16 protein-coding genes are annotated in these 19,984 nt (G+C 58.0%); 4 read left to right on the top strand and 12 right to left on the bottom strand.

Features of this window, described 5'->3' with window-relative positions; genetic code table 11:
• Window positions 1–38: 38 nt before the first annotated feature.
• Genes AB1A64_RS08410 through rocF form a run of 3 tightly spaced genes read right to left on the bottom strand, consistent with a single transcriptional unit; the run spans window position 39 to window position 2,929 of the window.
• On the bottom strand, window positions 39–1,079 hold the full coding sequence (locus tag AB1A64_RS08410; protein WP_366550997.1) for an ornithine cyclodeaminase: 1,041 nt from the start codon (window positions 1,077–1,079) through the stop codon (window positions 39–41).
• Between the two features lie 9 nt (window positions 1,080–1,088).
• Window positions 1,089–2,009 carry a citrulline utilization hydrolase CtlX gene (gene ctlX / locus AB1A64_RS08405; RefSeq protein WP_366550996.1) on the bottom strand — a complete coding sequence of 307 codons (921 nt, stop codon included), beginning with the start codon at window positions 2,007–2,009 and terminating at the stop codon, window positions 1,089–1,091.
• Window positions 2,009–2,929 (bottom strand): arginase, encoded by a 921-nt coding sequence (gene rocF / locus AB1A64_RS08400; protein WP_366550995.1) that lies wholly within the window; start codon window positions 2,927–2,929, stop codon window positions 2,009–2,011. The genes ctlX and rocF overlap by 1 nt, the downstream gene beginning before the upstream one ends.
• An 86-nt stretch (window positions 2,930–3,015) precedes the next feature.
• On the opposite strand from rocF, the gene AB1A64_RS08395 reads away from it, so the two are divergent.
• Together AB1A64_RS08395 and mprF are read left to right on the top strand one after the other, a co-directional pair.
• Window positions 3,016–3,444, top strand: coding sequence for an Lrp/AsnC family transcriptional regulator (locus AB1A64_RS08395; RefSeq protein ID WP_058280995.1), 429 nt, complete (start codon window positions 3,016–3,018; stop codon window positions 3,442–3,444).
• Between the two features lie 102 nt (window positions 3,445–3,546).
• A complete protein-coding gene (gene mprF / locus AB1A64_RS08390) occupies window positions 3,547–6,156 on the top strand; it encodes a bifunctional lysylphosphatidylglycerol flippase/synthetase MprF (RefSeq protein ID WP_366550994.1) in 2,610 nt (869 codons plus the stop codon).
• A gap of 3 nt (window positions 6,157–6,159) precedes the next feature.
• Here the strand turns inward: mprF and AB1A64_RS08385 are convergent, their stop codons facing one another.
• The 6 genes from AB1A64_RS08385 to AB1A64_RS08360 form a co-directional block, all read right to left on the bottom strand.
• Window positions 6,160–7,722 carry an efflux transporter outer membrane subunit gene (locus tag AB1A64_RS08385; protein WP_366550993.1) on the bottom strand — a complete coding sequence of 521 codons (1,563 nt, stop codon included), beginning with the start codon at window positions 7,720–7,722 and terminating at the stop codon, window positions 6,160–6,162.
• Window positions 7,723–7,733: 11 nt separating this feature from the next.
• Window positions 7,734–8,879, bottom strand: a complete 1,146-nt coding sequence (locus AB1A64_RS08380) for an HlyD family secretion protein (RefSeq protein ID WP_366550992.1) — start codon at window positions 8,877–8,879, stop codon at window positions 7,734–7,736.
• Window positions 8,880–8,900: 21 nt separating this feature from the next.
• On the bottom strand, window positions 8,901–9,263 hold the full coding sequence (locus tag AB1A64_RS08375) for a DUF3302 domain-containing protein (protein ID WP_170348435.1): 363 nt from the start codon (window positions 9,261–9,263) through the stop codon (window positions 8,901–8,903).
• Window positions 9,264–9,297: 34 nt separating this feature from the next.
• On the bottom strand, window positions 9,298–9,864 hold the full coding sequence (locus tag AB1A64_RS08370) for a disulfide bond formation protein B (RefSeq protein WP_366550991.1): 567 nt from the start codon (window positions 9,862–9,864) through the stop codon (window positions 9,298–9,300).
• Between the two features lie 9 nt (window positions 9,865–9,873).
• Window positions 9,874–10,029 (bottom strand): DUF5993 family protein, encoded by a 156-nt coding sequence (locus AB1A64_RS08365; RefSeq protein WP_366550990.1) that lies wholly within the window; start codon window positions 10,027–10,029, stop codon window positions 9,874–9,876.
• Between the two features lie 114 nt (window positions 10,030–10,143).
• Window positions 10,144–10,905 carry a DeoR/GlpR family DNA-binding transcription regulator gene (locus AB1A64_RS08360; RefSeq protein ID WP_366550989.1) on the bottom strand — a complete coding sequence of 254 codons (762 nt, stop codon included), beginning with the start codon at window positions 10,903–10,905 and terminating at the stop codon, window positions 10,144–10,146.
• A 188-nt stretch (window positions 10,906–11,093) separates the two neighbouring features.
• Between AB1A64_RS08360 and glpD the strand changes: the two genes are divergently transcribed.
• Window positions 11,094–12,680 carry a glycerol-3-phosphate dehydrogenase gene (glpD, locus tag AB1A64_RS08355; RefSeq protein WP_366550988.1) on the top strand — a complete coding sequence of 529 codons (1,587 nt, stop codon included), beginning with the start codon at window positions 11,094–11,096 and terminating at the stop codon, window positions 12,678–12,680.
• Between the two features lie 34 nt (window positions 12,681–12,714).
• Here the strand turns inward: glpD and AB1A64_RS08350 are convergent, their stop codons facing one another.
• From AB1A64_RS08350 to metG, 3 genes are all read right to left on the bottom strand, one after another.
• Window positions 12,715–15,852: a multidrug efflux RND transporter permease subunit gene (locus AB1A64_RS08350; protein ID WP_366550987.1), complete on the bottom strand. Its 3,138-nt coding sequence runs from the start codon at window positions 15,850–15,852 to the stop codon at window positions 12,715–12,717.
• Window positions 15,853–15,855: 3 nt separating this feature from the next.
• Window positions 15,856–17,022 (bottom strand): efflux RND transporter periplasmic adaptor subunit, encoded by a 1,167-nt coding sequence (locus AB1A64_RS08345; RefSeq protein ID WP_366550986.1) that lies wholly within the window; start codon window positions 17,020–17,022, stop codon window positions 15,856–15,858.
• Window positions 17,023–17,287: 265 nt separating this feature from the next.
• Entirely contained in the window at window positions 17,288–19,006 is a 1,719-nt protein-coding gene (gene metG / locus AB1A64_RS08340; RefSeq protein ID WP_366550985.1) for a methionine--tRNA ligase, read from the bottom strand.
• Window positions 19,007–19,260: 254 nt separating this feature from the next.
• Between metG and AB1A64_RS08335 the strand changes: the two genes are divergently transcribed.
• The gene (locus AB1A64_RS08335; RefSeq protein ID WP_366550984.1) at window positions 19,261–19,977 is read left to right on the top strand and encodes an OB-fold-containig protein; all 717 of its coding nucleotides are present in this window, start codon (window positions 19,261–19,263) and stop codon (window positions 19,975–19,977) included.
• Window positions 19,978–19,984 lie beyond the last annotated feature (7 nt).

The raw sequence follows: 19,984 nt of genomic DNA, 5'->3' as shown, positions 1-19,984 counted from the left end.
CGTGAACCGGGGGCGAGGTAATGCCATTTGCGGGTTCTTTAGCTTGCCCGCATCAGCATCCCAAACAGGTCGCGCGGATCGTCAGGATCGGCCAGCATGTCCAAAGGTTCAAAGAAATCAGTGTCCTCAATCGCGGACTTGATATAGCGCAGGGCCGAGAAATCCTCGATCGCGAAGCCGACGCTGTCGAACAGGGTGATTTGCCGGTCGTCGCTGCGCCCTTTGGCCTGACCGGTCATGACTTGCCACATCTCCGTCACTGGGTGGGTGTCGTCCAGTGCTTGAATCTCACCTTCGACCCGGGTTTGCTCGGGGTACTCCACGAAGATTTCCGAGCGTAACAGGATATCACGGTGCAATTCGGTTTTGCCGGGGCAGTCCCCGCCGATGGCGTTGATGTGAACGCCGGGGCCGACCATGTTGTCGGTCAGGATCGTGGCGTATTTCTTGTCGGCGGTGCAGGTCGTGATGATATGCGCGCCTTCGATGGCCTCTTCGGCGGTTTTGCAGGGCACCACTGTCAGACCTTTGCCTTGCAGGTTCGCGGCACATTTCTTGGTGGCATTCGGATCGGTGTCGTACAAACGAACCGTATCAATCCCGCACATGGCCTTGAAAGCCAGACATTGGAATTCCGACTGAGCACCGTTGCCGATCATTGCCATGACCGACGAAGACTTCGGCGCCAGATAGCTGCCCACTAGGGCCGAGGTCGCCGCCGTACGCAGCGCCGTCAGCATCGTCATCTCCGTCAATAGGGTGGGGTAGCCGGTGTAGACGTCGGCCAGCAGGCCAAAGGCAGTCACGGTTTGCAGCCCTTCGGAGGTGTTCTTGGGGTGGCCGTTGACGTATTTGAACCCGTAGGCCTCTCCGTCCGATGTGGGCATCAATTCGATCACGCCATGCGGGGAATGGGCCGGGATGCGCGGGGTTTTGTCAAAGCTCTCCCACCGTTTGAAATCGGCTTCGATCTGGGCCGCGATTTGGGTGATCATCTTCTCAAGCCCGACGTGATGCACCAAACGCATCATGTTGTCGACGGATACAAACGGCACAAGTGCCTTTTCAGATGGTTGCATTGGGGTCTCCTATCGACGGGACAGGTGGATGCCTGCAATCATACAGCGCACGGATCCACCGGCAGTTTCAATTGTGGGAACGGACAGCGGCAACGGCGTTGCGCTGGCTTCGATTGTTGCGAGTTGATCCGGGGTCAGGGCGGCAAGCGCCCGGCTGGACAGTGCCAAAACCAGACTATCCCGACCACTGAGTTCGATGGCGTTACCGGCGAATTCTGCGATCTGTTCGTGGGTCAGGTCGATGACCGTGCGACCGGATTCTTCCAACCGGGCTTTTACGGTCGCGCGCCGTTTCGGATCGGTGATCATGTCCAGACAGATCAGCGCGTACTCGCTGCCGATGCCCATCAGAACATTGGTGTGATAGACATCGCGCCCTTCGGCATCACGTGCTTCGAACACGATAGGCTCATAGTTGAAATGAGTGCAGAAACGCTCCAACAAAACGGGATCGGCGCGGTTGGATTTGACCGTGTAAGCGACGCGGCCAACGTGGTCTAGAACCATTGCTCCGGTGCCTTCGAGCGCCAGCTTGTCCTGCTCAAGCCCGGAATAGTCGATCACGTCCTGAACACGGTATTCCTGTTTCAGCATCTCAATAACGTCCGCGCGGCGTTCCCGCCTGCGCGACGGTACAAACATCGGATAGATCGCCACATGCCCGCCGGGATGGGTCGAGAACCAGTTGTTCGGAAATACGCTGTCGGGTGTGTCGAGGTCCCCGTGATCGTCGAAGACATGAACCTTTACACCCGCATCGCGCAGCAATGCGACCGCCTGATCATGTTCATCACGCGCCTGAGCAGAGGTGGCCGCGGCCGAGCGGTTGGCCAATGTCTGAAACGCGTTGTCGTCGCGCGTCTCAGGGTTAGAAGCAAACGCATGGGGCCGGATCATCACGACGGCAGGGGGGGCTTGCAGAGAGTGCATTAGAAGCTCCGTGTTGGGCGGTCAAAGATGCGGCGGCCCAGCAATGAGGCAGCCAGATCGACCATCAGTTTTGCGGTGCGCCCGCGTTCGTCCAGAAACGGGTTCAGCTCGACCAGGTCCAGCGAACAGACAAGACCGCTTTCGTGCAGCAGCTCCATCACCAGATGCGCCTCGCGTTCGGTCGCGCCGCCGGGGACGGTGGTGCCCACGGCGGGGGCGATCGAGGGGTCAAGAAAGTCGACATCCAGCGAGACATGCAGGATGCCATTCGCCGCCCGGACCCGATCAAGAAACGCGTTCAATGGGGCTTTGATACCGTGTTCGTCAATGCTGCGCATATCGGCCAGCATGGCGTGATCTTCCTCAAGCCGTGCGCGCTCGGCAGGATCGACCGAACGCAAGCCAATCATGCCCACGCGGTCGGTTGGAACCGGGGCGGGTACGGTTGGAAAAATATCAAAACCCGCCTGGCCGGTGAAATAGGCGACAGGAGTACCGTGCAGATTGCCGCTGCCAGTGCTGTCGGGGGTGTGAAAGTCGCTATGGGCATCCAGCCAAAGCACGAAAAGGGGGCGTCCGATCTGCTGGGCATGGGCGGCCATGCCTGCAACGGTTCCCATCGACAGCGCGTGGTCGCCGCCCATAAAGATCGGCAGACCCTTGGGGGCAGTTTCTTGCGCCGCACGACTGAGCGCGTTGGTCCAGCCGATAACTTCGGGCAGGGCGAACAGATGTGTGTCCTCAGCCACATCCGTGCTGTCCGGCTGGACATCGCCAATGTCCGAAACTTGATGACCCAGATTGGCCAAAGCCTGATCCAGACCGGCCACCCGATAAGCGTCAGGCCCCATGCGGCAGCCCTGACGGCGCTTGCCGGCGTCCATCGGGGCGCCGACCAATATAACGTGTTTGTTGTCCATATGTTTGTTTAGTTCCGCAGGGTGGGTTGCGAAAAGAGGACAAAATGTTCAAAATGAAACCTCAATAAACGAAATGAGAAATAACTATGGACGATTTGGACAGTAGGCTGCTGAATGCCCTGCACCGGGACGCGCGGGCCTCGCTGTCTGAACTGGCCGAGACGCTGGGCGTCACCCGCACCACGGTGCGCAGCCGTCTGCAACGTCTGAAACAATCGGGTGAGATTGTGGGCTTTACTGTCCTGACCCGGTTGGACGTGGCGGAAAGCCCGGTGCGGGGCCTTATGATGCTTGAGATCGAAGGCCGCGGGACCGAACGCACGATGGCCAGAATCGCGGCCCTGCGCCAAGTACGCGCCGTGCATACGACAAACGGCAGTTGGGATCTGATTGCCGAGATCGGAACCGAAACCTTGGCCGAACTGGACGAAGTCCTGTTCCAGATCAGGCGGATGGAGGGGATAACGCGGTCCGAGACCAATCTGTTGCTGTCCACACGTAAAGGGCGGGTCTGATCCCTTGTAGTGCTTTGACGTTCAACGAAATTGTGCCAAGGTTGCCCTGCGTCGCTGAACCATGCACAGGATCGTTGCAGTGCCTCAGAGCAGGGGGAAACCATGACCACGCAGGAGACTGACAAAGAGCTTTGGGCCGTTCGTCTGGCCGAGCGGGTCACAGGATTCCTTGAAAAGCCAGCGGTCAGAATTGCGGTTCCAATACTGGTGACGTTGATTGCGCTGGTTGTACTGCACGAACTGTCCCAGCACGTGAAATGGGCAGATGTTCAGGTGGATGTGGCAAACACATCCTGGAAACTGATGTTCATCGCCCTGTGCTGGACCTGTTTCAGTTTTTTGTCCCTGTCCATGTACGACGTGCTGGCTGTGCAAAGCGTGGCGGATGGCGAGGTTCCCCTGACCGTAGCGGGTATGGCCGGAGCCAGTGGCTATGCCGTATCGAACTGTCTTGGCTTTTCCTACATCACCGGGACGACGATCCGGTATCGCATATACGCCTCGCTAGGGTTGGATTTAAGCCGGGTTGCCGGGGTCATCGCGACCTCTTGGATCGCGTTCTGGTCGGGGCTGGTGTTGTTACTGGGGATTTTGCTGACCCTGCATCCAGACGGGATCTCAAAGGTCCTGCCGATCAGCGATACAACTGAAACGATAATCGGGCTGTGCATGCTGGCCGCGCTGGTGGCCTTGTTCCTATGGCTCGCTCGGGGCGGGCGCAAGCTGGCCTATGGCGGGTTCGGGTTCAACCTGCCTGGCGGCAAACTGGCCGGCCTGCTGACTCTGGCCGCAATCGGAGACCTGTTTGGCGCCTCGATGGTCCTGTATACCCTGATGCCCGACGACCTTGGGGTTGGTTATCCCTATTTCTTCACGATCTATATCGGGGCAATCGCCGTGGGCATCGTCAGCCACGCTCCGGGTGGCATTGGAGCGTTCGAGGCGACGTTGATCGCAGGTTTGGGTGCCTCTGGCCGATCCGACGTGATCGCCGCATTGCTGCTGTATCGGCTGGTCTACACATTCCTGCCCTTTGCCATTGCCACCTTGTCGATTGCCGTGGCCTCGGCGTTGACGCATCGCCACCACATCAGCGGCGCGGCCACGTGGGTCTATCGCGCGATCCGTCCAATTGTGCCGATGGTGGCCGCAGGCGTGACGGCGGTTGCCGGGATCATCCTGTTGGTGTCCGGGGCCTTACCGTCCAGCAGCCAAAGTCTTGGTGTTCTGAGGGATTTTCTACCTTTGTCCTTTGTCGAAGCCTCACATCTGGCAGGCAGCGCAATAGGTGTTCTTCTGATCCTGATTTCGCGCGGTCTGTTCCGCAAACTTTATCGTGCCTGGATTGTGGCGATGTTGCTGATGGTGGCCGGTTTCGTTGCCTCGTTGACCAAAGGGTTGGATACGCACGAGGCGATCGGCATGTTGGCCTCAATCGCGGTGCTGGCCACATTCCGGGGTGCGTTTTACCGGGTCAGCGGCGCGTCGATTTTTCGGTTGAACATCCCGTGGCTGGTCAGCGTCGTAGCTTTGTTGGCCGTCATTTTCTGGATTGGGTTATTCGCCTATTCGCATGTCGAATATCAGAACGCCCTGTGGTGGGATTTCGCGTGGAATGGTGACGCCTCGCGGTTCCTGCGTTCCAGTCTTGTGGTGGCAGTCATCCTAGGTGTGGTGGCCGTGAATTCGCTGTTCGGGCGGGAAATCCCTGAACTGGTACGCACAGAAATACCGCCTGTCGTCGAACGGCTGGCATTGGAAAGCGAAGATACCGAAGCGCAGATCTCGCTGACTGGGGACAAGCAGTTTCTGATCGCGCCGGATGAAACCGCATTTCTGGCCTATGCCGACACCGGCAATGCGCTGATCACCAAGGGAGAGCCGGTTGGTGATGAAAAGGCAGGCCAGCAGCTGATCTGGCAACTGCGCGAAATGGCGGACCGAGAGGGCAAACTCTGTGCGTTTTATAGCGTCTCGACCAAATACCTGCCAACCTTTCTGGACTTGGGTCTGTCTATCCTGAAAATCGGTGAGGTCGCGCGTGTGCCGCTGAAAGACTTCTCGCTGGATGGGAAATCCCGCAAACGGTTCCGACAGGCCAAAAACCGGGCCGAGCGTGAAGGGTATGTGTTCGAAATCATCCCGAAAGAAGAACTGGCCCCTGTGCTGTCGGAACTGCGAAAAATCTCGGATGATTGGCTGGAAAACAAAGCGGGGGAAGAGAAGGGGTTTGCTCTTGGTGGGTTCGATGATGACTACCTGACATACTTTGACCATGCGGTACTGCGGAACGGGGATACCGGCCAGATCGTTGCGTTCGCCAACCTGTTCCAGGGCGGCCACAAGTCCGAGCTTTCGCTGGACCTGATGCGCTATGAACCCGACAGCCCCAGCTTTGTCATGGATGCCCTGTTTGCCGAAATGATGTCTTGGGGGGCAGAGCAGGGGTTCCACTGGTTCTCGCTGGGCGCGGCACCGTTTTCAGGGATCGAGAACCGGCAGTTGGCCTCGTTCTGGAACCGTGTCGGCGGGTTCGTCTATGAGCATGGCGAACAGTTTTATCACTTTGAAGGATTGCGATCCTTCAAGCAGAAATTCGACCCGGAATGGAGTCCGAATTATCTGGCCAGCCCGGGCGGTTTTGCAGCGCCGCGCATCCTGTATGAAGTGAACATCCTGATTTCCGGCGGACTGCGCGGATTGACCAAGTAGCGATTAGTTGAGGCTTGCCCGCGTTGGATCTTGTTGCAGCAGGTCGCCCCAATCGGTGCGGTATGCCATCTCGGCGAGCACGGTTTCAGGCAGGAATTCCTGATTTTGACGGATTTGCCAACCACCGCCCAGCCCCTTGTATACGGCAACCAGATTGCCTGAGACCTGTTGCCGTGCCTCGATCAGATTGGCCTGCGACCGCAGCAGCGCGGTCTGAGTGTTCAGAATGCGGGAATAGTCGGCAATACCGTCTCGATACTGATCGACCGCGATCTGGGCGGCCTTACGTGATGCGGTGACGCTGTTTTCGTAAAAACCCACCTGCTTGCGCGATTGAGCATAGGCGACCATCGCGCTTTCCACCTCGGAATAGGCGGTCAGAACGGTGTTTTGGTAATTGGCGATCAGCGCCTGATAGGCCGCGTCCTGCGCACGCACGTTGTTCTTAATCCGACCGTAATTCAGCACGTTCCAGACCACACCTGCATTGGCCAGACTGGTTGAGCTGGCTGCGGAAAACAAATCCCGCCCGCCCGACGCTTGCAGGCCGATGGACCCTGACAGGATGAATTGCGGGTACAGATCAGCCATCGCAATGCCGACCTCGGCCGATTGCGTTGCCGCCGCCAACTCGGCCGCGCGGACATCCGGGCGGCGACGCAGCAACTCGGCCGGAACACCCACGGCAACATTCGACCGGGCCGAGGGGATGCGCCCCGAATTACCCAGCAAGCTGGTCATGCGCGAGGGCGTCGCCCCCAGCAACACAGCCAGCGCGTTCTTGGCCTGTTGCAGATCGCTTTCAATCTCGGGGACCAGCGCCTTGGTGTTGTTCAGCAGGGCAGTAGATTCCTGCACGTCCAACTCGGTCGTCACACCGTTGTCAAAGCGCAGTTGGGTCAAGTCGGCGGATGCTTGTTGCAGCAGAATGTTCTCGCGTGCCACCGCCAGAGATTCTTGCAATGCGCGGATGTTCACGTAGAGGGCGGCGACATCGCCGGTCAGCGTCACCAGCGCGTCGTCGTAATTCGCCACCTGCAGCGCCAGATTTGACCGCGCGGCCTGAACGCCGCGCCTTTGCTGGCCCCAGACGTCCAGCTCCCATTGCGCATCGAACCCAACTTGCGAGGTCGAGAATTCTGTGTCGAGGGGGATGATCCGCTGAACGTCCGAAATTGGTCCAAGGTTGTCGCTAATTTGCCGCCGCTCGATCGAGCCTCCGATGGCCTGAGATTGCGGATACAACTCTCCGAACGCGATACCTAGCTGAGCGCGGGCTTGCAGGACGCGCGCACCGGCCACCTGCAGGTCAAGGTTTTGGGCATAAGCCTCGGCCACCAGTTTGTTCAGGGTGGGGTCGTTGAACGTCTCCCACCATTTCACCACCGGCGCGCTGCGCGAGGTCAGGCCGCTGGGGCCAGCGCTGGGGCTGTTCACCTCGATCCACTCCTTCACGACCGGAGAGTTCGGACGCACGAAATCCGGGCCAACCGGAGTGCAACCGATCAGCAGGGCCGCGCAAAGGGCGGTTCCGATCAGTCTGCGGTGAAGTCTGGCCCGGGTCATGTCATGCGTCCTCAAATATCCAGTGGTCGGATGAAGTTGGCGAAGGAATAGAGGCGGATATTGATGCGCCGCAGGAATTCGAAACTTTTGCCCTGACCGGTGTATATGGCCACCGCTGCGTGACCACCGGCAGGAAAGGTGTGACTGTCCGGAATATCGACCGAGATCTGTACCGCAATACGCCCGGGCAGCTTCGGCAGCTCAAAACCCGGCAGGCGGCCCGAGGGCAGGTACTGACCCTGACGTGTGGCCCACCAGATCGCTTCGACCTTGCCGGTCAGAATCTCGCCGGGGTAAAGATCCAACGCGACCTCTACTTCCTGACCTGGTTCCACGAATTTCAGGTTCTGCTGGCGATAGGTAGCCAGAATGTAGGGATTGTCCTTGGTCACGAAACTGGCAATTGCGCCCAGCCGGATATCGCCAACAACCAGACCGGGGCGGGCCTGTTGCGAGACAATCATGCCGTCTTCGGGCGCATAGATCGTCGTGTTATCAAGGAAATACTGAGCCTTTTCCAACTGAGCCTGCGCCTGAAGGATGCCGGTATTGACCCCGTCAATCTGGGAATCCAGAGCTAGTTGGGCCTTTTCGAGATTGGCCTCGGCCTCTTTGACCTGCGCCTGATCCTCGGTAACCTGCTCATCCCAGCGATCCAGTTCGTCCTGCCGCGCGCCACCTGCAGGCACGAGGTTCTGATACCGCGCCTGTTGGGTCAGCGCGTAAGCCAGCTGCGCATTTGCGCGCTCGATGGCCTCGGACGCCGCGATCACGTCCTGTTCCAGGATTTTGGCATTCTGCTCGGCTGCCACCAGCTGAGCGGTCGCCTCTTCAACTTCCAAAGCGAACACAGTGTCGTCAAAGCGATAGAGGGGATCGCCCTTTTTAACCGCGGTATTCGGTTCGACCAGCACTTCGGTCAGGATCGTAGGCTCGGTCAACCGCGGCACGATTTGGATGGTCGAACGCACCACGTGGCTGTCGATAGAAAACGGTTGAAAAAAGCGCAGTGCGACAAGGAAGATCAGCAGCAGATGCGCGCCGACCCAGAATGAAACGACACCCCAGGTGATGTTGAACTTCAGTAACTTCGCTTTGAAGAAAATGAACCAGACGAAAATGATGTAGAACAGCGTAATGCCGAGGGCGACAAACATATTCTGTGACTTCCTTTGGCCTTAGCTTTTCTGCGTCTCGTCAGGATCCAACGGGTCGCTGTATTCTTCGTTCACCGTTCCGCCCAACCGCTTGATTTCCTTGCGAATAGCATCTTTTTCATCGTCAGGTGTGCGCCGTATGTCGACTGTGACGCCATCGTGGAAAGCCCACATAAAGGCATGCACCCACGGCACAACGGCCAGAAAGCCCATCCACCCCATGATCTTGACGGCTTCGGCATGAGGGTGGTTGCGTTTGATCGCAATCCGCCCCGGTAACCCCATGATAAAGAGGATCAGCGCCATTACTGCCGCAAGAAGCAGGATCAATGCCACGAAAGTCAGGTAGTCGTAATAGCCCAGCGGCTGCCCCAATAGTCCCATGCTCGTGCCTCCTTTTGGGAAGGTTACCCTATCCTCAGCCGTTGGTGCCCAGTTCGTCAATCAATTTGTAGCTGGTGGGAGGGTCTGCGCAAATTCCTGGCCCGCATTCCACTAGGGTCGACACCGCATTCAGCACCGCCAGCCCCAGCATGATGAAAAACGCGCTTTTGGCCAAAATGCTTCCACCAAAACGCGGTTGTTGGGAGTTTTCGGCGTATTGCCGGTCAAACAACAGCATGAAGGCTGTGCCCAGCAAGATCAGGAAAAAGCAGATCGCAGACCAGGTGTAATAGTGCAGCCCCAAAACCGGCGAGCCATAGTGACCAGTCCCCGGTACGATATGCAGCAGAATCTGGCGCACGGCCACACTGCCGCCGAACAGCGCCGCAAGCAACATGATGGCATAGTGTTGCGGTCGCGCGCCGTACAGCAAATTCAGGCCCAGCCCAACCCCGACGGCCACAAACCCAACCCTTTGCAACAGGCACAAAGGGCAGGGGAGTTCATAGAGTTTCAGTTGGTAGACATAGGCCAGCACCAACACCAGACTGACGGCCAACATACCAAGAGCGTTGAGGTTGCGTGAAAGTTCCGGCGTCATCACTGCCCCCTACAATTGGATGGTCAGTTGGCTGGTGGCGTGAAATTTCAGCCAATATACACTCAACGCCAGCGTGAAAAAGAACAGCGCATTGGCCGCGGTGGTTCGTTGAAAATAATTCAGCCCCATCGTGGCTGTAAGTAACGCAAATAAAAGCGCTATCATGGCTCGGTTCTCCCCTCCCGTGCGACGATTGCAATATGGGGGAGTGTGTCAGGTGAATTTGGTTCTGGCAAGAACTCGCGAAGGAAATTCCCGTTTAATGCGAATTACTTGGGGTCAGGCGCACAGCTTTAATTTTGTTCGCCATTCGGAACATTTCTTGGTCAGTGCATTGGGAAGGGCTTTGTTGGTATAGAACACATCGACATCGGACAATGAAGCAATTCGGGCGGGGGCTGTGCGTTGGAATTTGGAGTGGTCGGCCACCAGGCAGGTTCGGCGGGCTTGGGCAATGATGGTCTGACTGACCCGAACTTCTTGAAAGTCAAAATCCATCAGATCACCTTCGGCATCCAATGCTGAACACCCTATGATGGCATAGTCGAACTTGAACTGCTCGATAGTTGCAATCGTCAGGTTGCCGACCAACCCCCCATCCGAACGGCGCAGCACGCCGCCCGCCACAACGATCTGACAGTTTGGGTTGTCGACCAGAATATTGGCGACGTTCATGTTGTTGGTCACCACCATCAGGTCCTTGTGATCCAGCAATTGCCGGGCAACAGCCTCGGTCGAGGTGCCGATATTCAGGAACACAGATGCGCCATCGGGGATATCCTGCGCGCAGAGCTGCGCGATGCGCGCCTTGGCGTCTGCGTTAAGCGCCCGGCGATCCTCATACCCGATATTTGACACCCCCGAACGCAGGACAGCACCACCATGCACGCGATCGAGCTTCCCCATGTCAGCAAGTTCCGAGAGATCGCGGCGGATGGTCTGAACCGTCACATCAAACCGCAGCGCCAGGTCTTCGACCATCACGCGGCCATCTTGTCTGGCGATGTTCAGAATGTCTGACTGGCGAAAGGAAAGGGACACGGTTGGCTCCAAAAGTGATGTGTTCGTTTTTGTTCTGTTTTCGTTGAATTGCAATAATATACTGGGCTATTACACGAATAATCCAAGTTTACGTGATAAAACGAACAAAAACGAAAACAAACATTGACGAAGCGCGGACCTGTACGGTTAATGAGCGCGCGTTTTCCACAAACGGGAATCATCCAGATATGGAACAGTCACACGACCAGATCTCAGACCTTTTCATCATTGGTGGCGGTATCAATGGATGCGGCATCGCACGCGACGCGGCGGGGCGCGGGCTGTCGGTGACACTAGCCGAGATGAACGATCTGGCCTCGGCAACCTCGTCAGCCTCGACCAAGCTGTTTCACGGCGGGTTGCGGTATTTGGAGTTCTTCGAATTCCGCCTCGTGCGTGAGGCCCTGATCGAACGCGAAACCCTGCTGCGGGCTATGCCGCATATCAGCTGGCCGATGCGCTTTGTGCTGCCGTACCACGCAGACATGCGGTTTGATTCCGAAACGCCAACCTCGCGCCTGTTAAGCACCGTGATGCCTTGGATGAAGGGACGTCGCCCGGCCTGGCTGATCCGGTTGGGCCTGTTCATGTATGACCATCTGGGCGGGCGTAAAATCCTGCCGGGCACAGCGTCCCTGAACCTGAATACCGCACCAGAAGGACGGCCGCTGCAGGACAAGTTTGAGACGGCCTATGAGTATTCAGATTGCTGGATCGAGGATTCGCGTCTGGTCGTCCTCAACGCCCGCGACGCCGAGGCGCGCGGTGCTAAAATTATGGTCCGCACTGAAGTTCTGTCAGCGGAACGTGTTGGCGACCTGTGGGAGGTAACGGTTCGAGACCGCGACAGGGACGAGACCCGCGTGATCAAAGCCCAAGTGCTGATCAACGCCGGCGGTCCGTGGGTCGGAGACATCATTCAGTCGAAAATCCGTGTGAATTCTCGCGAGGGCGTCCGGTTGGTGCGCGGTAGCCATATCGTGACGCGCAGGCTATTCGACCACGACAAGTGCTATTTCTTTCAGGGCGAGGATAGGCGTATCATCTTCGCAATCCCGTACGAACGTGACTTCACCCTGATTGGCACCACGGATCAGGATCATCCGAATCCTTCTGAAATTCCGGTGTGTACCGAGGCGGAACAGGATTACCTGTGCGCGTTTGCGACCAAGTATTTCAAGACACCGGTGAAGCGAGACGAAATCGTTTGGACCTATTCCGGTGTCCGCCCTCTGTACGATGACGGTGCCAGCAGCGCCACCGCCGCGACGCGGGACTACACGTTGAAGGTAGACGCGCAGGGCGGGGCGCCGGTGCTGAACGTCTTTGGCGGCAAGATCACAACCTACCGACGGCTGGCCGAGAGTGCGTTGGAGAAAGCAGCCGAGCATTTCCCCGATCTACCAGGCCCGTGGACGGCGGGCGTTGCCTTGCCCGGTGGGGGTTTCCCTGTCGATGGTGTGCAAAATTTGGTGGCCGGGTTGGAAGCTGACTTTGCCTTCTTGGATCGCGCCTGGGCCGAGCGTCTTGTGCGCGCCTATGGCACCGAGGCCAGGATCATTCTAGGGGATACGAAATCCGCCCAAGACTTGGGTGAGGACTTCGGTGCCACACTGACTGCGCGAGAGTTGGAGTGGCTAATGGACAAGGAGTATGCCCGCACGGCCGAGGATGTCGTCTGGCGTCGAAACAAGCTGGGCTTGCGTCTGAGCGCCGAACAGATCGCCCGAATACAAGATTGGATGGATCAACGCAGCGAGCAGGCTGCAGCCTAGGAAAAAGCCCCGCCAAAATGGCGGGGTTTTTCTTTTATGCGGCTTCCTCAGATGGTTCGGGATCGTTTTTGGTTCCCTTGATCCATTCCCTGAGACTCTGCATCAGGGCATAGAGGACCGGCACCAGAATGACACCAACCAGCGTGGCTGCTAGCATCCCGCCAAAGACGGCAACACCGATCGCTTTCTGGCTGGCCGCACCCGCACCACTCGCTGCTAGCAGCGGTACAACGCCCAGCAGGAAGGACAGGGCGGTCATCATCACCGCGCGGAAACGCTGATAGGCTGCCTCGGCGGCGGCATCCCGGATCGAAAGGCCATTAGCCCGTTGCTCCATCGCGAACTCAACGATCAGAATGCCGTTTTTCGATGCCAGCCCCACAAGCATGATCATCCCGATCTGCGTATAGAGGTTGATATCACTGCCCACGATCGCCACAGCGGCCACCGCCCCGAACAGGGCCACGATCACCGACAGTAGGATCGATACCGGCATTGTCCAACTTTCGTACTGGCCAACGAGGAACAGATAGCCGAACAGGATTGCCAGCCCTAGGATCACAATCACCAGACTGCCCGAGGCCAACTGCTGTTGCGCCGTACCAGTCCATTCGAACGCATATCCCGGGGGCAGGGCGGTCGCAGATTCCTCGGTCATCACGTTGATCGCATCGCCAGTGGATAAGCCCGGCGCTGGTACAGCTGTAACGGTCGCCGACCGGAACAGGTTGTGCCGCTTAAGCAGCACTGGTCCCAGCACGTTTTCCACGTCGATCAGCGTGCCCAGTGGCACCATCTCACCTTGTTCCGAGCGGACATAGAGGTTCGAGATATCTTCGACATTGTCGCGATAGCTCCCATCGGCCTGGATCATCACGCGATACACCCGTCCGAACAGGTTGAAGTCGTTGACGTAGTACGACCCCAACTGCGCCTGCATGGTCTGGAACACTTCGGCCACGGACACTTGCAGTGTTTTGGCTTTTTCGCGGTCCAGATCGACGAACAGCTGCGGCACGTTTGCGCGGAAGGTCGTATAGGACTGCCCGATTTCGGGCCGCTGGTTCGCCGCGTAGACGAACGACCCCACGGCCGAGGCCAGATCCTGAGGCGTGCCGCCCCCGGTTTGTTGTACCTCCATCTCGACACCGGCCGAATTGCCCAGGCCCTGAATTGGCGGCGGGTTAAAGGCAACGATCGAGGCCGCAGATTCTCCATAGGCAATGGCCAGCACTTTTTGCAGGATAGCATCCGCGCTCAGGTCATCATCCTGACGATCATCCCAGTTTTCGAGGTTCACAAAGATCGCCGCGCCATTTGTGGTGGTGCCGTTCAGGATCGAGAAGCCGTTGATCAGAACGGTGCTTGAAACGCCGGGGATCTGCTGAATCTGATCATCCACACGGGCCGAGACGACCTCGGTCCGTTCCAGCGTTGCCGCGTCTGGCAGCTGAATGTCGACGAACAGATAACCGTTATCTTCAAGCGGCAAGAAGCCACTGGAAGTGTTGGACATGATAGTTCCAGTGCCCATTGCCAGTACAACAATGACGCCCAGGCCAACGACCGGCAGGATCAGCAGTTTGCGTACGATAGCGACATAGCCGCTACGGATGCTGCCGATGAACCGTTCAAATACCGCGAGCAACCCTTTGGGTGGCCCCGAACGCGCCTTGAGTACAAGTCCGCACAAGGCTGGCGACAGTGTCAGCGCGTTGATCGACGAAATCACAACGGCGGTTGAGATGGTTACCGCGAACTGTGAATACAGCCGCCCCGAGATGCCGGGCATAAAGGTCACCGGTACGAACACGGCCAGCAGAACCAGCGTGGTAGCAATCACTGGGCCGGTGATCTGCCCCATGGCCTTGCGGGTTGCTTCGGCTGGGGGCAATCCTTCGTCCGCGATGATCCGTTCGACGTTTTCGACCACAACAATCGCGTCATCCACCACGATCCCGATGGCCAGAACCAAAGCGAACAGCGAGATCGTGTTCAATGACATTCCAAACAGCAGCAGGAACGCAAACGTGCCGATCAGAGAGACCGGGATCGCAACCGCCGGAATGATCGTCGCCCGCCAACTGCCCAGAAAAACAAACACAACCGAAATCACCAGAGTGAACGTCAGGATCAGGGTTGTGACCACGTCATTCAGGGATTGTTCCACGAAATCAGTGGTGTTGAAGGGAACGTCATATTCCACATCGTTAGGGAAAGTGCGCGACAGCCGCTCCAGCTCGGCCTCGACACGTTCTGACACCGCCAGCGCGTTCGCGCCGGGGGCCTGATAGATGCCGATGACGGTTGCCGGAACGCTGTCGAAATAACCCGAGGCCGCGTAATATTCCGCACCCAGTTCCACCCGGGCAATGTCCTTGACCCGTACGATAGACCCAGCGTCACCTGTACGGATGACGATATCGCCGAATTCCTCGGGCGAGGTCAGGCGGCCCTTGGTCTTGATCGTGTACTGAAACGTCTGCCCCTCGGGCACCGGAGGCGCACCGATCGAGCCTGCCGACACTTCGACGTTCTGTTCACGGATGGCGTTGATGACGTCACCCGGTGTAATGGACAGGGCGGCCATCTGGTCCGGATCCATCCAAATCCGCATGGCGTATTCCAGATTGGTCAGAACGTCTGCTTTACCGACCCCCTGAACCCGCGCCAGGGCGTCTTTCAGGTTGATCGAGGCATAGTTGGACAGAAACACACTGTCATACGTGCCTTCGGGTGAGGTCAGCGTCACCAGCAGCAGCATGTTGGTCGACGCCTTCTGCGTCACGACACCCGAGGATGTCACCTCAGCCGGCAATGAGGACATGGCCTGCGCTACTCGGTTCTGCACGTTCACCGAGGCGATATCGGGGTCAGTGCCGACCTCGAAGGTAATATTCAGTGAATACGAGCCGTTATCGGACGAGGTGGACGTCATATAGATCATGTCATCCACACCGTTTACCTGCGCCTCAATGGGCGCGGCGACGGTGTTTTCAACGGTCTCGGCGTTGGCACCGGTATAGGTGGTCGTTACGCTGACGACCGGAGGCGTGATGTCCGGGAACTGGGCAACTGGCAGAACCAGGTAGCCGATGGCGCCCATGATGGTCAGGACAAGCGAAATAACAAGCGCCAGCTTAGGCCGGCTGATGAACAGGGCTGAGAACATCTGTTACTCTCCCGGCTGCTCAGACGCCACGACGGCATCGACGGCAACCCCAGGGCGAACCCTTTGCAGGCCCTCGACAATGACGCTTTCGCCTTCGCGCAGACCGTCCTTGACGATCACCGCTGTGCCCTCGTTGTCGCCGGTGGTGATGTAACGCTGTTCGACCATCTGCTGGTCATTGACGACTAACACAAAATCACCGCGCTGATCGCGTTGCAGCGCGGCCTGCGGGATCAGCACCTCAAGCGTGGGTTGCAGCGCCTCGATCCGAACATTCAAAAAGGCACCGTCGACAATCAGCCGGTCAGCGTTCGAGAATTCGGCCCGCATTGCGATGGCACCGGTCAATGGGTCGATCCGGTTGTCGACAAACACGATCTTGCCGGTTTCATCCAGTTCTGAGCCGTTCGGCAGGTTGATACGTACATTGGGGCTCTTGTCGCTTTCGGCAAGGGATGAGGGATTCTCTCCAACTGCTTCAAGTACCGAAGTAAATTGCTTTTCGTTTACCGAGAAGTTTACATAGATCGGCGCTTCGCTGACGATATTGACCAGCGGTGGGTTGTTTGGCCCGACTACGTCTCCGACGCTGATCGCCACCCGACCGATACGTCCGTCAAAAGGGGCGTGGATTTCGGTATAGCTCAGATCAAGTTCGGCCTGCTGGATCGCAGCTTTGGCGGCTTTCACCTCGGCCTCTGCCACCAGTTCGTTGGCGCGCGCGATGTCGCGTTCGGATTCAGGGGTTGCGTCCCGCTCATACAGCTCTTGTTTCCGAGCCAGTTCAACCTTTGCCAGTTCCAGATTGGCCTCGGCCCGATCCAAGTCGGCGTTACGTGCCTCTAAGGTCGCCTGATAAAGGTCGGGTTCAATGGTGAACAGCAAGTCGCCCTGTTTCACCAGCGCGCCATCTTCGACATTCTGAGTTTCCAAAAAGCCGCTGACACGCGCCACAAGGTCAGCCTTATCCAATGCCTCGGCCCGACCAATGAAGCTGGCTTCTTCGGTGATTTCTTCGGTATAGGCCGCTGCAATCGACACTTTGGGCGGCGGGGCGTCGCTTTGGTCTTGTGCCGTGGCTGCGTGTGCCATGCCCAGACAGACCAAGACAGCAAAGGCCTGGACCGGTCCGCTGTGACGGATATTCAAGTTCTTCAATGCAAGGGACATGGCAGGCGCCTCGTTCATTCTAAGGATTTTGCGCCACGGCAGGTTGGCCGCCCCGGCGAGTCGACTGAATTCAGGTCAGGATGACCGTTTTAGGATTATATCTCAAGCTTCTTGAATACGATGAACGGGCGAAGACCTGCAGGAATTTTCTCGGTAACAGGCTGACTTAGGCCGATCTGGCTGCGGACATATGGTTGGCTCCGGTGAGGCAACTGAAAACGGGGACCGTTTGGCCCCCGTTTCCAAATTCAGATGTTGCACCGGATCAGTCGCGCGTGCCCGCGAAACGGTTTTCCCAATCTTCGCGCTGTTCGTCGGTGATTTTGGCGAACAGAACGTCGGGTACCGAAAAGGCGTGCCCGGCGGGCAGGGCGTTCAGCGCGGACGCAACATCGTCGGGCCAGCTGGTGTCCAGCGTGTTCATTGCGCTCAGCATCCGGGCCGAAGTTTCGGGGATGAACGGCGCGCTGAGAACGGCATAAAGACGGATCAGGTTCAGGCCCAGACGCACCTGCTCTGCGGCCTGTTCTGGGTCCTCCTTAAAGGTTGACCACGGAGCGGCAGCCTGCAGATATTCGTTGCCCGCAACCCAGATCGCCCGCAATTCCTGTGCGGATTTGCGAACCTCCATCGCCTCCATATGTCCTTCATAGGCGCGGACACGTTTGGTAAGGTCGTCGATCAGGGTCTGCTCGCGTTCGCCAAAACTGCCGCCTTCAGGCACGGCTTCGCCGAATTTAGACCGGCAGAATTTGGTGATCCGGCTGACAAAGTTGCCCAGAACATCCGCGAGGTCCTTGTTCACAGATTGCTGAAAGTTCTCCCACGTGAACTCGCTGTCACTGCTTTCGGGCGCATGGCTCAGCAGCCACCAGCGCCAATAATCGGCGGGCAAAATGTCCAACGCCTGATCCATAAAGACGCCGCGGCCCTGAGAGGTCGAGAACTGGCCGCCATCATAGTTCAGGTAGTTGAACGATTTCAGGTGGTCGACCATCTTCCACGGCTCACCCGAACCCAGAATGGTGGCCGGGAAGGACAGCGTGTGGAAAGGCACGTTGTCCTTGCCCATGAACTGCACATAGCGCACGTCATCCGCGCCCTTGTCGGTGCGCCACCAGCGCTGCCAATCGGCGTCGGCTTTGCCGTTTGCGTCGGCCCATTCCTTGGCGCAGGCGATGTATTCGATGGGCGCGTCGAACCAGACGTAGAAGACTTTGCCTTCCATTCCCGGCCAGTCCTGATCGCCTTTTTTGACCGGCACGCCCCAGTCCAGGTCGCGGGTGATGCCTCGGTCCTGCAGACCGTCGCCATCGTGCAGCCATTTCTTTGCGATGGAGGTTGTCAGGATCGGCCAGTCGGTCTTGCTGTCGATCCAGGCGTCTAGTTGATCCTTCATGGCCGACTGACGCAGATACAGGTGCTTGGTTTCGCGCACCTCCAAATCAGTCGAACCGCTGATCGCGCTGCGCGGCTCGATCAGGTCGGTCGGGTCCAGCTGTTTGGTGCAGTTTTCACACTGGTCACCGCGCGCGCGCTCATAGCCGCAATTGGGGCAGGTGCCCTCGATATAACGGTCGGGCAGAAAGCGGCCATCGGCGTTGGAATAGACCTGCTTTTCCGTCACTTCACGGATCAGTCCGGCGTCATCCAGCTTACCTGCAAAATGCTGGGTCAGCTTCTTGTTCTGATCGCTGGACGAACGACCAAAGTGATCAAAGCTCAGACCAAAGCGGTTGGCGATGTCGGCCTGAACGCCATACATCTCGGCGCAATATTCGGCCACTGGTTTACCCGCCTTGGCGGCGGCCAGTTCGGCGGGGGTGCCGTGTTCATCCGTGGCGCACAGGAACATGACCTCATTCCCCCGGCCACGCTGATAGCGTGCGTACAGATCGGCAGGCAATTGCGAGCCGATCAGATTGCCGAGGTGCTTGATCCCGTTGATGTAAGGGATCGCCGAGGTGATGAGAATCCGAGCCATTTTGCGTTTCCACGTATCTATCTGCGCGCCCGTCTACCTTATGTAACCGGCCAGCAAAACCCCGGGTTTCGCGCAGGGGCGATTTAAAACAACAACAACCCCGAAAATCCATCTGGCAGAGGAATGCGATTGCATCCGGCTGGTGGTCCACAATACCCCTAGGTTGAATAATGGAATCACGGCTACTTGAATTTGTGTTGTCGCTACCTATCTAATGTATACAAAAGTATACATAAAACGAGGGCAACCTACTGATGTTTGACTTTTTGCTAGAGGGCGCATTTGTGCCCTTTACCCTGGCGCTTGCGCTTCTGTTCGGTCTTCTTGGGCTGGAACTGATCGCATTGGTTCTGGGCGGGAGTCTTATGGCAGGCGAGGCCGAGGTCGATCTGGACGTGATGGACGCTCCCGACCTGGACATTGGTGATTTTGACCTTGATGTCGACGCGGACGTTGATCTGGGCGAATTCGAACTGGCCGAGGTTGAGGCGGACGCGCCGGGCGCAGCCCCTTCGGGTCCGTTGGGCTGGCTTGGGATCGGCAAGGTGCCATTCATGATATGGCTGGTGGTTCTGCTGGCCGGGTTCGGCCTGTCGGGAATTGGCCTGCAACTGGCGCTGCGCGATCTGCTGGGCTTTGATCTTCCAAGCTGGATGGCGGCCCTTCCGGCCGGTGCCTTTGCCCTTTGGTTTGCACGCGGCTTTGGTGGTGTCTTTGCCCGCCTGTTGCCGAAAACTGAGACCGAGGCGATGTCGGAACGCATGCTTGCACGCCGTCGCGGCGTGATCACGCAAGGAACGGCCTCGCGCGGGCGCCCGGCCGAGGTTCGCGTCACCGACCGTTTTGGAAACTCTCACTACCTGCGCGCCGAACCGCTGCAGGACAAGGACGCGCTGAAACAAGGCGCCGAAGTGCTGGTTTTGCGTGACCGACGGCGTGACCGGTTCGTTCTGGTCGGCTTGTCAGACTAACAAAATT

Origin of the sequence: Ruegeria sp. ANG10 (assembly GCF_040705255.1) — a bacterium.
Classification (GTDB): domain Bacteria; phylum Pseudomonadota; class Alphaproteobacteria; order Rhodobacterales; family Rhodobacteraceae; genus Ruegeria.
This window is presented reverse-complemented; position numbering and strand designations above follow the sequence as displayed.